Annotated in this window: 12 protein-coding genes; 7 read left to right on the forward strand and 5 right to left on the reverse strand. The window is 71.9% G+C overall.

The window, feature by feature from the left end:
• Positions 1-7: 7 nt before the first annotated feature.
• Both OG344_RS15090 and OG344_RS15095 read right to left on the reverse strand, forming a co-directional pair.
• Entirely contained in the window at positions 8-1,267 is a 1,260-nt protein-coding gene (locus tag OG344_RS15090; protein WP_405088748.1) for an ATP-binding protein, read from the reverse strand.
• A 156-nt stretch (positions 1,268-1,423) separates the two neighbouring features.
• The gene (locus tag OG344_RS15095) at positions 1,424-2,935 is read right to left on the reverse strand and encodes an LCP family protein (RefSeq protein ID WP_405088749.1); all 1,512 of its coding nucleotides are present in this window, start codon (positions 2,933-2,935) and stop codon (positions 1,424-1,426) included.
• Positions 2,936-2,989: 54 nt separating this feature from the next.
• Here OG344_RS15095 and OG344_RS15100 point away from each other — a divergent pair, with 54 nt between their 5' ends.
• Positions 2,990-4,048, forward strand: a complete 1,059-nt coding sequence (locus tag OG344_RS15100; RefSeq protein WP_405088750.1) for a glycosyltransferase family 2 protein — start codon at positions 2,990-2,992, stop codon at positions 4,046-4,048.
• Here OG344_RS15100 and OG344_RS15105 read toward each other — a convergent pair.
• The 3 genes from OG344_RS15105 to OG344_RS15115 are packed head-to-tail and all read right to left on the reverse strand — an operon-like array spanning position 4,025 to position 8,043.
• The gene (locus OG344_RS15105; protein WP_405088751.1) at positions 4,025-4,684 is read right to left on the reverse strand and encodes a Uma2 family endonuclease; all 660 of its coding nucleotides are present in this window, start codon (positions 4,682-4,684) and stop codon (positions 4,025-4,027) included. The genes OG344_RS15100 and OG344_RS15105 overlap by 24 nt on opposite strands.
• Before the next feature lie 10 nt (positions 4,685-4,694).
• Positions 4,695-6,602 carry a CDP-glycerol glycerophosphotransferase family protein gene (locus OG344_RS15110; protein ID WP_405088752.1) on the reverse strand — a complete coding sequence of 636 codons (1,908 nt, stop codon included), beginning with the start codon at positions 6,600-6,602 and terminating at the stop codon, positions 4,695-4,697.
• Positions 6,603-6,636: 34 nt separating this feature from the next.
• On the reverse strand, positions 6,637-8,043 hold the full coding sequence (locus OG344_RS15115) for an SDR family NAD(P)-dependent oxidoreductase (RefSeq protein ID WP_405088753.1): 1,407 nt from the start codon (positions 8,041-8,043) through the stop codon (positions 6,637-6,639).
• A gap of 170 nt (positions 8,044-8,213) precedes the next feature.
• On the opposite strand from OG344_RS15115, the gene OG344_RS15120 reads away from it, so the two are divergent.
• The 6 genes from OG344_RS15120 (at position 8,214) to OG344_RS15145 (ending at position 14,259) form a co-directional block, all read left to right on the forward strand.
• Positions 8,214-9,779: a CDP-alcohol phosphatidyltransferase family protein gene (locus tag OG344_RS15120; protein WP_405088754.1), complete on the forward strand. Its 1,566-nt coding sequence runs from the start codon at positions 8,214-8,216 to the stop codon at positions 9,777-9,779.
• 100 nt (positions 9,780-9,879) lie between these two features.
• Complete coding sequence (locus OG344_RS15125; protein WP_405088755.1) at positions 9,880-10,557, forward strand: DUF5941 domain-containing protein; 678 nt, start codon at positions 9,880-9,882, stop codon at positions 10,555-10,557.
• A gap of 93 nt (positions 10,558-10,650) precedes the next feature.
• Entirely contained in the window at positions 10,651-11,382 is a 732-nt protein-coding gene (locus OG344_RS15130; RefSeq protein ID WP_405088756.1) for a sugar phosphate nucleotidyltransferase, read from the forward strand.
• A 44-nt stretch (positions 11,383-11,426) separates the two neighbouring features.
• Positions 11,427-12,467 carry an iron-containing alcohol dehydrogenase family protein gene (locus tag OG344_RS15135; protein WP_405089097.1) on the forward strand — a complete coding sequence of 347 codons (1,041 nt, stop codon included), beginning with the start codon at positions 11,427-11,429 and terminating at the stop codon, positions 12,465-12,467.
• Positions 12,445-13,203, forward strand: coding sequence for a CDP-alcohol phosphatidyltransferase family protein (locus tag OG344_RS15140; protein ID WP_405088757.1), 759 nt, complete (start codon positions 12,445-12,447; stop codon positions 13,201-13,203). The genes OG344_RS15135 and OG344_RS15140 overlap by 23 nt, the downstream gene beginning before the upstream one ends.
• A gap of 174 nt (positions 13,204-13,377) precedes the next feature.
• Complete coding sequence (locus OG344_RS15145) at positions 13,378-14,259, forward strand: glycosyltransferase family 2 protein (RefSeq protein ID WP_405088758.1); 882 nt, start codon at positions 13,378-13,380, stop codon at positions 14,257-14,259.
• Positions 14,260-14,264: the final 5 nt, after the last annotated feature.

Here is a 14,264-nt window from a genome sequence, read left to right on the forward strand (position 1 = left end):
CCCGCGCTCAGTGCGGGAAAGCGGGGCCCGGCCCGTATCTGACTCCGGTGCCGCCACGCGCGTCCCCGATCTTCTCCAGGATCTGGCGTGCGCGCAGGTCGCCGAGCATGTCGCGCGCGGCGTACACCTGGATATCGAAGAGGCGCTGGATGGTGCGGTTCGTCACGAAGCCGTACTCGCGAACGTGCTCGATCACTTTCTGGTCCGTGCCGTCCACGCCCCGGCGTCGGTAGGCGACCGCCCGCGGCATCGCGGCCACCGTTTCGGCCCGCAGGCGATAGGTGGGGAACGGTTTCCTGACCGTGCGTCTGGTCGGCTCCAGCAGGGCGAACTCCTCCGCCATGCGCGAGAGCACTTCCTGGGCTTCCGCCGGAGGGCGCTGGATGACGGCGGCGAGCCGGAGCGCGTCGACCATGCTGGTGCCGCGCAGATGCGACAGCGTCAGCAGAACGTTGACGTCGCGCCCTGCCTTCGCCGGCAACTCCCCGACGAATCGGACGAAGGCGTCGTTTCCGATGCCGCCCGGAAGTGTCGCGCGTACGAAGGTGCCGTTGTCCTCGATGGCCGGGGGTTCCTTACCCACGCGAAGCATCTCCCGGTAGGCCCGGTCGATGCCCTGCCCGGTGCGCTCGGCGAGTTGCAGTGTGGAGATCGCCTCGGTCAGGAGCCGGTTACGAGGCGTCGAGGGATGCGTGAGGATGTTGTCCGGCGTGACCCCCGCGACCAGCCCGCCCGGGCTCGTGATGACGAGCCGTTCGGGAGAGTGCTCGATGTCCACCGTGCCGCCGGTCTCGAACGACCGGTGGACGAACGCGTTGACGATCAGTTCGCGTACGGCGTCCTGCGGATAATCGGTGAGTTGGAGTTGTACGCCACCGGAGATGGTCAGTGGGTGGATCTCCCGGCGCGTGGCGACCGCCTCCGCCATGGCGTCGATCGCGGCGAGCAGAGGCTTGGTCCCTCTGGCCCTACCCGTCGCCTCGCTACCCAGGGTCGGGCGGAACTGATACGAGTACCCGTAGCTCGGCACGACGGTGCGCAACACTCGTTCGTCGGCCAGCAGGAGAACGCCGGCGTTTGTGACACCACCGTCCGGAGCGACGAGCCGCAGTGATTCGAGCATCGCACGGTCGGACAGTTCGGCGATGTGATCGCGGCCGGCCGTCACCAGCAGATCACGGAGACGGGCGACTTCCACAGCGCTCAGGTCGTCGAGCCCGGCGCCGGATCCCTCGGCGGACCAGTCGATCTGGCCTCGCGCGATCATCACTTCGCGCTGCTGGGCGGGCGGAAACGGAAGGCAGCGCCTCCGGTTCCATGCACTGATGCTAACTGAGACAGCGTCACTACTGAACGGTTTCTCAGTTGTCCCTCAGTGGCCCGGCTGGGGGAGGCGCCTCGTGCCGGGTGACCTGCCCGGGGGTTACTTCTTGCAGATGTTCTGGGTCGCGGTGCGGGCCGAGGGGGTCGCCATGGGCGCGGAGGCGGGGGAACCCGTGGCGGACGCCGTGGGGGCCGCGGTCACGGTCACCTTCTTCACGTCGTGGTTCTTCTGGCCCACGACCACCTCGATGCCGGTCACGTCCGGCTGCTCGCGCAGTTCGGCGCCCGGGATGGCGGCGGCCACCGTACGGGCCGAGTCCTCGCGGCCGGACGGGTAGCGGACGACCGTGTTCGCGAAGTCGCGCCGGGCCGTGTCGCCGGGGGCCGACGGCACCAAGAATCCCGCCTCGACGAGCTTGGTCTTCGTGGCCGCGCCGAGGCCGGTGACGAGCGTGCCGTTGAGCACCTTGACCGAGATCCGCGCGGGCGGGATGGTGAGCGCCCCCGGCGATGCGCTGGCCGAAGGGCTGCCCGAGGGAGACGCCGACGGCTGCGCGGACGCGGACGCCTTCGCCGGCGGCTCCACGAGGGGCTGGTCGGCGTCGAGTCGCCGGAACAGCTCACGGGCGGCCGGCTTGTCCCACAGCACCGCCGACTCGCCCGTGGGCGAGCGATAGTTCACGTCGGCCAGCGGCACGGTCGCGAACGACACGTCGTCGGTCGAGACGTCCCTGAACTGGCTGACCATGCCGAGCAGATCCTTCTGCAGGGCGGGGTCCACCGTGATCGTCCTGAACGTGGAGTCGAGGAACCCCGCGAGCTTGGCCGGGTTGGCGAGTGTGCCGCCGCTCAGCGCCTTGTCGAGCAGCGCCGAGATGACCTGCTGCTGCCGGTCGATGCGGTCGAGGTCGGACCGGGCCGTGGCCCTGGTGCGGGCGTACGCGAGCGCGTTGACCCCGTCCAGGGTGTACGTCCCCGGTCGCAGGTCGAGCTTCGTCTTGGGGTCGTCGATGGCCACCGGCGTGCAGACGGTGACGCCGCCGAGCGACTCCACCACGCCGATGAACCCGAGCACGTTCACCTCGACGTAGTTGTTGATGCGCAGCCCGGTCACCTGCTCCACCGTCTTGACGGTCAGCTTCGGCCCGCCGAACTGGTACGCCGCGTTGATCTTGTGGTCGCCCTTGCCGGGGATCGTCGTCCAGGTGTCCCTCGGCAGGCTGACGACGGTGACCCTGCTGTGGTCCTCCGACAGGTGGAGCACCATCATCGTGTCGGTACGCTCGCCGACGTCGCGGCCGAGGTGGAGCTGGACCTGCTGGCGCCTGCTCAGGTCGTCACGCTTGTCCACGCCGACGAGCAGGATGTTCTTCGCGCCCCGTGACGACTCGCTCGTGCCCGCGTCCACGGACTGGATGCGGCCGGAGGCGAAGTTGGGCACCGTCCACAGCACACCCGAGCCGACCAGCACGATCCCGGAGAGCGCGCCCGAGATGACCAGGGATCGGAGGTTGCTCCCACGACGGCGGGCGCGCTGGGTCGTCAGCCGCACTCCGCCGTACCCGTCGCCCCCGATACGGACGCCGGAGTCCTCCTGATCCTCGCCGGGCATTCCCGTCCTCCGGTTGCCGTCTCCACCCCTCCGTACAGTAGCGTGAGCGCCGCCATGAAGCCCTTTCCCGACTCGCGACAGTCGAGCCAGAATCCCGCGCGGACCTGGCCGCCGGTATCGGTGATCATGCCGGTGCTGAACGAGGAGCGGCACCTGCGCGACGCCGTACGGCAGGTCCTCGAACAGGACTACGAGGGCCCGCTTGAGGTCGTCATCAGCGTGGGCCCGTCCCACGACCGCACCCAGGAGGTGGCCGACGCCATCGCGGCCGAGGATCGCCGCGTCGTCGTCGTGCCGAACCCCACCGGCCGCACGCCCAACGCGCTGAACGCCGCGATCGCCGCGTCCCGCAACCCGATCATCGCGCGGGTGGACGGGCACGCGATCCTGCCCCGCGACTACCTCCGTACGGCGGTCGAGACGCTGGAGCAGACCGGCGCCGACAACGTCGGCGGCATCATGGCCGCCGAGGGGATCACGCCGTTCGAGCAGGCGGTCGCCTGCGCCATGACCTCGAAGATCGGCGTGGGCAACGCCCGGTTCCACACGGGCGGGGAGGCCGGCCCGGCCGACACCGTCTACCTGGGCGTCTTCCGCCGCAGCGCGCTCGACCGGGTGGGCGGCTACGACGAGCACTTCCAGCGCGCGCAGGACTGGGAGATGAACCACCGCATCCGGGAGACCGGCGGGCTGGTGTGGTTCCAGCCGAGGATGCGCGTCACCTACCGTCCCCGGCCCAACGTGCGCGCCCTGGCCAAGCAGTACTTCCACTACGGCCGCTGGCGGCGGGTCGTCTCCCGCACCCACCAGGGCACGATCAACCTGCGTTATCTCGCCCCGCCCGCCGCCGTCGCGGCGATGGCGCTGGGCCTGGTGGCCTCGCCCGTGTTCTGGCCCGGCCTGCTCATCCCCGGGGGCTATCTCGCGGCGATCGTCGCGGGCTCGGTCCTCACCGGCCGCCACCTGCCGCCCGCCGCGCTCCTACGCCTCCCGGTGGTGTACGCGGCCATGCACGTCTCGTGGGGGACCGGCTTCCTGACCAGCCCCCCGAAGCTCAGCAAGCCCCGTCCCAAGCCGGAACGGGCGAGCCTAGACGACCTTTTCGAAGACTGAGGTGTCCAGCGTGCAGCCGATCGGGTGGGGGACGAGGATCTCCCGCCCGAACGGCACCGTCGAGGTCACCTGGTACTGCCCCTCCTTCGGGTCGCTGTAGACCGTGACCGACGCCGGCGTCGTCAGCGGATCCACGAGCAGGAACACCGGGACCCCACCCTTGGCGTAGATCGCCGGCTTCTTGCCCCGGTCGTCCTCCGCGCTCCCCTTCGACACCACCTCGGCCACCAGCATCAGCCCGGAAGAGAACAGCTCTCGTTCTCCCCAGCGCGGGCAGTCGAACGGTGCGATGACGAAGTCCGGTTCGAGCGGATCCCGGCTGCCGTCGATGCACACGTCCACGTTGCCGCTGAAGCCCTCCCATCCGCGCTCGTCCATGAGGGGGATGAACGCTCGGAACAGCCGCATGGCCGCTCGGGCGTGTTCGGGGGTGCCCACGGGGCTCACTATCAGTCTCCCGTCGATGATCTCGGTCCGCAGACCCGGAAGTGGGGGCAGCGAATCGAAGAGCTCACGAGGAGTGCCGGGCAGCGGCTGATCCGGTATGCGTGCCAGACCGGGGCCATGGGTCTTGCGTGAGGTCGCGACCATGGGTTCGCATCCCTTCGTGTCCGCGTCGATACGCTGAGTTGGCATCGCCAGTATCTCAGTCGCGCACGGAGGGGGCGAGGGCTTCGAGGCCGAGGAAGCGGGCGCGTTCCCCGGCGCGGGCGGCGGCCCGCCGTACGGCCTCCTCGAAGCGGGCCAGCGGGTCCGGATGGTCGGGGCCGAGCAGATAACCCCGCAGGGCGCGGCGGGCGCCGGCCATCTCGTCCTCTCCCGGGGCGTCCAGGCGGCGCAGGATGCCCGGCAGCTCCGCAAGGCCGGGGCCGAGCAGATAGGCCGCCCCGGCGGCCGGGTAGCGCTCGCGGAAGCGGTCCCCCGGCAGGGCGGCCACGTTCGTCACGACGTACGGCTTGCCGCTGGCGACGAAGTCCGAAACCACGCTGGAGATGTCGGAGATCAGCACGTCGGCCTCGTTGAAGCAGTCGTACAGCGACGGCTCCCGGCCGGTCACGGCCACGTGGGGGATACCGGTCCGCTCGCCCAGCAGCGCCATGATCCGCCGGTGGGCCGTCCGGGCCGCCGGGGAGCGGTGGCCGGTCAGCGGGTGGGGCTTGTAGATCACCCGCACCGGCTGCTCCAGCAGCGCGCGCACGATCGCGGGCCCCATCGCGTCGAGCGAGCTGTGGAACACGTCGTCGCTCCACCCCTCCCACGTCGGCGCGTACAGGACGGTCCGGTACGGCGCCGTGCCCTCGGCGTACGGGCCGGTGCGCCGGATCCCGGCGAGCTGCGGGCGGCCCACCTCCTCGACGGCCTCGTCCCGCACGCCCACCTGGGCGCGCAGGTAACGGTCGCGCCCGGCGGGCCCGGCCACCCAGACCTCGTCGTACACCTTCGTGTACGGATTGAACGACGCCTCCTTGTCGCTGTCGCCGTGGCCGATGAACACGCTGCGGACGCCCGGCACCCGCAGCATGTGGATGTTGTTGCCGACGTTGGCGGGAAACAGCGCGACCCGGACGCCGTCCAGCGCGCGGAAGTTCATGAGGTCCACCGACGAGGGGATGCACACCACCGGCAGCGTCGTCGGGCCGAGGGCCGCGGCGAGCGACCGCTCGCGCAGGACCACCAGCGTCCTCGGCCTGATCCGCTCCAGCGTGCCCAGCCACATCGTGGCCTGGTAGGCGGCTGTGGCCGGGCCGGAGAAGTACATGACGATCTCGGGCCGGTAGGCGGCGACCCACTCGTCCACGGCCGACAGGACGCGCCGCCGGTCGCCCAGGTGGGCGGCCCGCCGGGTGTGGACCAGCAGCGCGGCGGTGACGACGGCCTCCAGCGCCACGGCCGCGGCGGCGCCCGCGGCGCCCGCCCAGCCGAGGCCGGACGGCGTGAGGGCCGCCGCCGGCACGATCGCCAGCGCGTCGAGGTAGAGCGGGCGGGTGCCGCGCCAGGCGAGCAGCGCGCGGGGCGGCGCGGGCGGGATCGGCGGCGCGGCCAGACGGATGTTGCGCGTCACCACCGGCATCTGGTGGTGGACGCGGTCGAGCCGGCAGGCGAGCCAGGTCTGCGCGGCCCGCACGCCGTGGAACAGGAACAGCCCCGTCGCCAGCGCGGCGTACCACCACGGCCGTCCCGGCGCCAGCCGCGCCAGCAGCACCACGGCGGCGGTCTCCCGCGCGAGGAAGCGGACCGTCGCGCCCAGATGGGCCCGGCTCAGCGCCGCCGCCGCCCGGCCCGGCAGCGCCGCCTCCGCGGCGTACGACAGCGGCGCCAGCACCGCGAAGGTCGCGGGCAACGGCCAGACGGCCGCCGCGAGCAGGGCCGGGTACGACGCGAGCGTCAGCGCCGTGAGCAGTCCTCTGCGTCCCCCGGCCAGCCTGCGCAGGCCCCGACGGCCTCGGGCCGGCATCCGCAGGCCCCGGCGCCCCCCGGCGGCCAGGGCCAGGCGGCGTGCGAGCGGCGTGCGCCGCGCCTCGGAGGCGATGCGCCCCCTGATGTTTCCCCCCATGGGCGAGCGCCCGTCCCTCCGTGCGTGGTTGCGGTCATCGGCTGAGCCGCACGTCCACGACCTGTCCCGTGAGACGGGACAGCAGCACGTCGAGGCTGGTGCGGGCGACGGCGGCGGGGGAGAGAAGCGTTCCGGCGGGTTCGTCGCCGAACGCGCGCAGCCGCATGGGGGTGGCGGTGCGCTCGGGGTTGACGCAGTTGACGCGGACACCCTGGCAGGCCCACTCGTCGGCGAGCGCCTGGGTGAGGTTGACGACGGCGGCCTTGGTTGAGGAGTACAGGCTGTAGTCGGCGCGGCCGCGCGTGTAGGACGAGGACGTGTAGAGCAGCAGGTGGCCGTGGGTCTCCATCAGGTATTTCACCGAGGCGCGGGCGATGTTGACCGGGCCGAGGTAGTTGACGCCGATGGTCTCCTCGATGGTGTGCTGCCCGGCCTCGCCGAGCCTGCCCATGTGCAGCACGCCCGCCGTGTTGACGACGTGGTCGATCCGGCCGGTCGCGGCGTACACGCGGGCGAGGGCGTCCTCGACGGCGGCGGCGTCCTCGACGCGCACGCCGTTCTCGCTGCGGGAGAACGAGTGGACGCTCGCGCCGTACCCCCGGGCGAGCGTGACGACGTCCGCGCCGATGCCGTAGCTGCCGCCGAAGACCACGACGGTGCGGCCCTCCAGCCCGGCGCGGTACTGCTCGTCGGTCAGCGCGGGCGCGGTGTTCTCGGCGAGCTGGAAGAGCTTGTCGGCCAGGTAGACGTCGACCGGGTGGGTGACCTTCATGTTGCGCTCGCTGCCGGGCACGATGTAGATCGGCACGTCGGGCAGGTAGCGCAGCACCACGCCGCAGTCGTCGGTCGTCGGCAGGGAGGGAAACGCCGGGTCGGCCAGGGCGCGCTCGTACGCCGCCCGGATCACCGACAGCCGGAAGCACTGCGGGGTCTGCCCGCGGCGCAGCCGGGAGCGGTCGGGGATGTCACGGATGATCTCGCCGCGCGGGCCGGGGGCGGCCACGACGATCGTGTCGGAGGACGGGATCGCCACCTCGACCGCCTCGTAGCGGCCGAGGGCCGCCACGCACTCGCTGATGACGCGCGGCTCGATGAGCGGCCGGACCGCGTCGTGCAGCAGCACGTCACACTCCCGCTCGCCCAGCGCGGACAGCGCCCGCCAGGTCGTCTCGGTGCGGCTCGCGCCTCCTTCGAGCACCCGGGAGACCTTCGCGTAGCCGCCCCGCCTGACGAGCTCCTCGGCGTCCGGGACGAAGCCGGGGGTCATCGCGACGATCACCTCGTCGATCTCCGGATGGCCGTCGAACACGTCGAGGGTGTGCTCCAGGATCGTCTTTCCGGCGATCTTCAGAAGCTGTTTCGGGGTGTTCAGCCCCACGCGCTGGCCGACGCCGCCGGCCAGCACGACCCCCACCCTGCGCAGACGCGATTCCGCGATCATGATGTCCTCCCCGACAGCAGACCATACCCGTGCCGGAAGCCGCAGAAGGTGATTGCCACCTAGTGATCACTCGGTTACTTTGCGAGGTGAGCACGTGCGGCCAACGTGAAACGGGTTTCCATATGGGGGCGGATCCGAGCAAGCCCGGTACGGTACGGGACACACAGACGGTGGCGGTCGTCCTCGCGACCTCGCCGGCCGCCGGGCTGCCCTGCTCCGACGGCGCCAGGTCGGAGGGCAGCCTCCTGGAGCGGCTCGTCGCCCAGCTCCTCACCCTGCCGGTCCGCGAGGTGGTGATCGTGGTGAGAAGCCAGGACGGCTGGGAGGGCGAGCGAAGACAGATCGCGGCGGACGGTCCGGGGCCGGAGGCCGCGGACGGCCGGCGGCCGGGTCTGGCGGGCGGGCGGGAACGGGAGATCGGGAGCGGTCCGCGGCACCAGATCTGCGTGAGCGACGGCCTCGCCGAGGACCTGCGGATCGTGGCCAAGGCGGCCCGCGCCTCGACCTCCCCGGTCGCCGTGCTGGCCGCCGACGTCGTCGCGCACACCGACGCGCTGGCCCTGCTGCTCGAACATCCCGCCCGCCCGACCGGCGCGATCGTCGCCGGCGGCGACCCGGCCCCGCTGCGGCCGCCCGTGCGGACGGAGTGGGGCCGCATCGTGTCGGCCGGCACCTCCTTCCACGAGGTCGAATGGGCCAACGGCACCTTCCGCGGCGTCCTGCAGGTGGGGGAGGCGCACCTCGCCGGGCTCGCCGACCTGGCCGAGGAGCTGGCCGACCTCGCCCAGCGCCGCCACCTCGGGCGGGTGGGCGACACCGAGGTGCCCGAGCTGCTGCTCACCGGGCTCACCCGGGCGGGCGTCCCGGTGCACGCCGTCACACTGGGCGCGCTGCACTGCGGGCGGGTCGCGACCCGCCCGGCCGCCGAGCGGGCGGTGCGCGAGCTCGCCGACGTCGACGAGCCGCGGGCCCGGCTGGAGGCCGCCGTGAAGAGCGGAGACGGTTGCTTCACGACCTTCTGCGTCAGCTCGTGGTCCCGCCACCTGATCCGGCCGGCCGTACGGCTCGGCCTGACGCCCAACTCGATCACCGGCATCTCGGTCGCGTTCGCGCTCATCGCGGCCGTCTGGTTCTCCGACGGGCACCGGGCGGGGCTCGTCGTGGGGGCCGTCGCGTTCTACCTGTCGTTCGTGCTCGACTGCCTGGACGGCCAGGTCGCGCGGTACACGCGCCGGTTCTCCCCGCTCGGCGGCTGGCTCGACGCCATCTGCGACCGGATCAAGGAGTACGTGGTCTACGTCGGGCTGGTGCTCGGATACACCTCCGGTCCCGAGGGGTCCTGGCGGATCTGGGCCCTGGCCGTGGCCGCGCTGGTCCTGCAGACTATCCGGCACATGGTCGACTTCGCGTACGCCGGAGCGCTGGCCGACCGGGCGCGGGCGGCGAGCCTGCGGGCGGCGGCCCCGCGTTCGATGGCGGTGCCCTGGGACGAGGCCCCGGCGGCCGCCGCGGCCTCGGGCACCGGGTCGGTGCTGGCGCTGGCGCGGCGGCTCGACCGGGGTGTGGCCTACTGGCTGAAGAAGACGATCGTCCTGCCGATCGGGGAGCGGACCGCCCTGATCTGTGTCACGGCGGCGCTGTTCGACGCGCGGGTGACGTTCCTCGCGCTGCTCGGCTGGGGCGGGGTGGCGCTCGTCTACACGGCCGCCGGGCGGATGGCGAGGTCCTTCGCATGAGCGAGCGTAGCGAGCGAATCAGTAAACACAGCGTCTGGCAAGGTGCTGACTTGCGCGCCTCCGGCATGACCCTGCTCCGAGCCGAAGGCGAGGAGGTGGCATGAGCCGCCCCGCCCATGACGCCGCCCACGACGCCGCTCGGGAGGGCTCCGACGTGATCTCCGTCCACATGACCCCGGTGCCGCGCAGCGTCGTGGTCGCCCAGCGTGACGACGGCCCGCTGTCGCGGGCGATGGGGCTGCTCGTCGCCGGGCAGCTGCCACCCCTGCCGCCCGCGCTCGCCGGGGCGTTCGTGACCGCCGTGCTGCTGGTCCTCGGCATCGCCGGGGCCGACGACTTCGCGGTCTTCGCGCCCGCGATCGCCCTGCTGCTCGCCGGGGCGGGCAGCGCGCACCGGCACGACGGGCGGCTCGACTGGCTGGCGCCCCCGATCCTGCGCCTGACGGAGTACGGCTTCGTCGCCTCGGCCGGGTTCGCCCGCTCGGTGCCGCCCGTGATCACCTTCGCGCTGCTCGGCGCGATGGCCTTCCACCACTACGACATCGTCTACCGGGTGCGTCAGCACGTGTATCCGCCGTCGTGGCTGGCCACGGCGGGGCTCGGCTGGGACGGCCGGATGCTCGTCGTCGCCCTGGCCGGCCTGCTCGATATGGTGGCTCCCGCGTTCGTCCTGCTCGCGCTCTACCTGTGGGGACTGTTCGGCTGGGAGAGCCTGACCTGCTGGCTGGCCGCCCCCCGCACACCCGACCAGGCGGTGGAACCGGCTCCCCAGGATTAACGTCAGACCAACGGCGGATTACCCAAGTGCGGCCCCGGGCCAACTAACCTTTGGGTTTACTGTCTGACGCTCGACCTCAAGGAGTGCGGGAAATTGCTCGGAATGGTGCTGGCCGCCGGAGCCGGACGTCGCCTGCGGCCGTACACCGACACGCTGCCCAAGGCGCTGGTGCCGGTCGACGGTGAGACCACGATCCTCGACATCGCCCTGCGCAACCTGGCGGCCGTGGACCTGCGCGAGGTCGTGGTCATCGTCGGCTACCAGGCCCAGGCCGTACGCGAACGGCAGGCCGACCTGGAGCGCCGCCACGGCGTGTCGCTGACGCTGGTGCACAACGACAAGGCCGAGGAGTGGAACAACGCCTACTCGCTGTGGTGCGCGCGTGACCACTTCTCGCGGGGCGCGCTGCTGGTCAACGGCGACACCGTCCACCCGGAGTCGGTGGAGCGGACCCTGCTGGCCGCCGAGGACACCTCCGACATCCTGCTCGCCGTGGACGACGTGAAGTCCCTGGCCGAGGAGGAGATGAAGGTCACACTGGGGGACGGCCGGCTGAAGCGGATCACCAAGCTGATGGACCCCGCCGAGGCGTACGGCGAGTACATCGGCGCCACGCTGATCCGGCCCGGCGCGGCCGAGCGGCTGGCCGACGCGTTGCGGGCCACCTTCGAGCGGGACCCGCAGCTCTACTACGAGGACGGCTACCAGGAGATGGTCCGGCGCGGCGAGACCATCTCCGTGGCGCCGATCGGGAAGGTCGACTGGGTCGAGGTGGACAACCACGACGACCTCGCGAAGGCCCGTGAGATCGCGTGCCGTTACTGATTTCCGCGGCCTTCTGAGGAGTTCGCATGCCGATTCTGGCAAGGATGCTCCCCGCCCCCCTCACGATGGAGGTGCGGCGGGGCGCGATCGCGCAACTCGGCACCCTGCTGGCCGACAGCCGGGTGGCCACCTCCGGGCAGGTCGCGGTCGCGGTCGGCCCGAACCAGGGGGACCGGATCACCGAGGTCATCACGCCGTCGCTCGGTGACGCCAAGGTCTTCCGGGTCGCCGACGGAACGGTCGACGCGGCCATCGCGCTCGGCGCCGACCTGCGCAAGGGCGCGTTCGAGGCGGTCGTCGGGATCGGCGGCGGCAAGACGATCGACGCCACCAAGTACGCCGCCTCGCTCGCCGGGATCCCGATGGTCGCGGTGGCCACCAACCTCTCGCACGACGGCATCTGCTCGCCGGTGGCCTCCCTCGTCCACGACGGGGGCAAGCCGTCGTTCGGCGTGCCGATGCCGCTGGCGATCATGGTGGACCTCGACTTCGTCCACGACGCGCCGCCGTCCCTGGTGAGCGCCGGGGTCGGCGACGTGGTGAGCAACCTGTCGGCGATCGAGGACTGGCAGCTGAGCCGGGCCGAGCGCGGCGAACCCGTCGACGGGGTGGCGGTCTCCATGGCCCGTACGGCGGCGGAGGCGGTGCTGGGCAGGTCGGACTCCATCGAGTCGGACACGTTCCTGACCGTGCTCGCCGAGGCGCTGATCCTGTCGGGCATGTCGATGGTCATCGCCGGGTCAAGTCGTCCGGCGAGTGGCGGAGATCATGAGATCATGCATGCCGTGGACCAGCTCTTCCCCGGGACCGCCAATCACGGCGAGCTGGCCGGGATCGGCGCGGCCTTCTGCTTCTTCCTCCGGGAGGACTCCCACCGGCTCGGCCAGATCACCGGCTGCCTGCGGCAGCACCGGCTGCCCGTCACACCGGGCGACGTCGGCCTGACGCACGAGCAGTTCACCGAGGCCGTCCTGCTGGCCCCCAGCACGCGGCCCGGCCGCTACACCATCCTTGAGCACCTCCGGCTGTCGGAGCCCGAGGTCCGCGCGAGAGTTGAGGACTATGTCCGCGCCGTCGGTAGCTGAGCTTCGCGCGGTCGCCCAGCCGCAGACCACCATGGACCGCCGCAGCGGCGAGCACTGGGCAGGCCTGCTGTACATGCGGCGGCTGTCCGTCTACGCCACCTGGCTGCTGGCCAAGACGCCCGTCACCCCCAACCAGGTCACCGGCCTGATGATCCTGTGCGGGGTGGCGGCGGGCGCCGTCCTCGCCCTGCCCGGGCTCTGGGCGGCGCTGGCCGCGGCCCTGCTGATCCAGGTCTACCTGCTGCTCGACTGCTCGGACGGCGAGCTGGCCCGCTGGACCGGCCGCACCTCGATCACCGGGGTCTACCTCGACCGGGTCGGGCACTACTTCGCCGAGGCGGCGCTGCTGATCGGCCTGGGCTTCCGGGCGTCGGAGACGCTGCCCGACTGGTACACGGTCATGGGCGTGGCGGCGGCGCTGGGCGCGATCCTGATCAAGGCGGAGACCGACCTGGTCGACGTGGCCCGCGCGCGGTCCGGCCTGGTCGCGACCACCGAGGCGGCGGCGCAGCAGTTCGCCTCGCCGCGGCTCGCGCTGGCCCGCCGGGCGGCGGCGGCGCTGCGGTTCCACCGGGTGATCCAGGCCGTCGAGCTGTCGCTGATCGTCGTGGCCGCGGCAGTGCTGGACAACTGGTTCTCCGCCACCCGGATCCTCATGGTCGCCTGCGTCGTCATCGCCGTGGTCCAGCTCGTGCTGCACCTGGTCAGCATCCTCGCCTCCCGGCGGCTGTCGTGACGGGGGCGGCGCGGCGTGCCGATCGCTCGTACATCCGCGGTTGGGTGGGGGTTTGGTGGCAGTTCCGATACCCTTGTGCCACGGTAAACCAGGCAGCTCCCGGATCGCCCGGCCATACAGACTCGGTGAACATGAAGTCGTGTGCAGTGCGCCCCGCGTCGAGGCGATGACGCGGTGAAGATCTCCTGTGTCATCCTCACCATGGGCAACAGGATCGCCGAGCTCGACCGGGCGGTGGAGTCCGCGCTCACGCAGACCGACGGCGACATCGAGGTGGTCGTCGTCGGGAACGGCGCGGACGTCCCGGAGCTGACCGCCGCGCCGCCGCCGGGCACCGCGGCGACGATCAAGACCGTCCGGCTGGAGCACAACGCGGGCATTCCCGAGGGGCGCAACCGGGGCGTGCAGGAGTGCTCCGGCGACATCGTCCTGTTCCTCGACGACGACGGCTGGTACGCCAACGCCAAGGTGGCCGCGCACATCCGCGAGCGGTTCACGCACGAGCCCGACCTCGCGGTGATCTCCTTCCGGGTGATGGACCCCGAGGGCGGCCTGGTGCAGCGGCGCCACGTTCCCCGCCTGCGGGCCGGAGACCCCGAGCGCTCCTCTCCGGTGACGACCTTCCTGGGCGGCGCCTGCGCCATCCGCAAGTCGGCGTTCCTCCAGGTCGGCGGGTTGCCCGAGCGGTTCTTCTACGCCCACGAGGAGACCGACCTCGCCTGGCGGCTACTTGGCGAGGGCTACCGCATCGAGTACGACGCCGAGACGGTGATGTACCACCCGCTGGTGCTGCCGAGCCGGCACACGCACTTCTACCGCCTGAACGCCCGCAACCGGGTGTGGCTGGCCCGCCGCAACCTGCCGTGGCCGCTCGCCGCGCTCTACCTGCTCAACTGGATGGTGCTCACGCTCGTGCGGGAGCGGTCGCTGCCCGCCGTCAGGGCGTGGTTCGGCGGGTTCGTGGAAGGGGTGCGTGAGCCGGCGGGCGAGCGCCGCCCGATGGCCTGGCGCACCGCCTGGCGCATGCTCCGCCTCGGCCGCCCTCCCATCGTCTGACGCCG

The organism is Microbispora sp. NBC_01389 (assembly GCF_045040095.1).
Classification (GTDB): domain Bacteria; phylum Actinomycetota; class Actinomycetes; order Streptosporangiales; family Streptosporangiaceae; genus Microbispora.

Excerpts from the sequence above, each read along its gene's own strand:
- OG344_RS15090 (WP_405088748.1), bottom strand. The coding sequence starts at position 1,267 with ATGATCGCGCGAGGCCAGATCGACTGGTCCGCCGAGGGATCCGGCGCC.
- OG344_RS15095 (WP_405088749.1), bottom strand. The coding sequence starts at position 2,935 with ATGCCCGGCGAGGATCAGGAGGACTCCGGCGTCCGTATCGGGGGCGAC.
- OG344_RS15100 (WP_405088750.1), top strand. The coding sequence starts at position 2,990 with ATGAAGCCCTTTCCCGACTCGCGACAGTCGAGCCAGAATCCCGCGCGG.
- OG344_RS15105 (WP_405088751.1), bottom strand. The coding sequence starts at position 4,684 with ATGCCAACTCAGCGTATCGACGCGGACACGAAGGGATGCGAACCCATG.
- OG344_RS15110 (WP_405088752.1), bottom strand. The coding sequence starts at position 6,602 with ATGGGGGGAAACATCAGGGGGCGCATCGCCTCCGAGGCGCGGCGCACG.
- OG344_RS15115 (WP_405088753.1), bottom strand. The coding sequence starts at position 8,043 with ATGATCGCGGAATCGCGTCTGCGCAGGGTGGGGGTCGTGCTGGCCGGC.
- OG344_RS15125 (WP_405088755.1), top strand. The coding sequence starts at position 9,880 with ATGAGCCGCCCCGCCCATGACGCCGCCCACGACGCCGCTCGGGAGGGC.
- OG344_RS15135 (WP_405089097.1), top strand. The coding sequence starts at position 11,427 with ATGCTCCCCGCCCCCCTCACGATGGAGGTGCGGCGGGGCGCGATCGCG.
- OG344_RS15140 (WP_405088757.1), top strand. The coding sequence starts at position 12,445 with ATGTCCGCGCCGTCGGTAGCTGAGCTTCGCGCGGTCGCCCAGCCGCAG.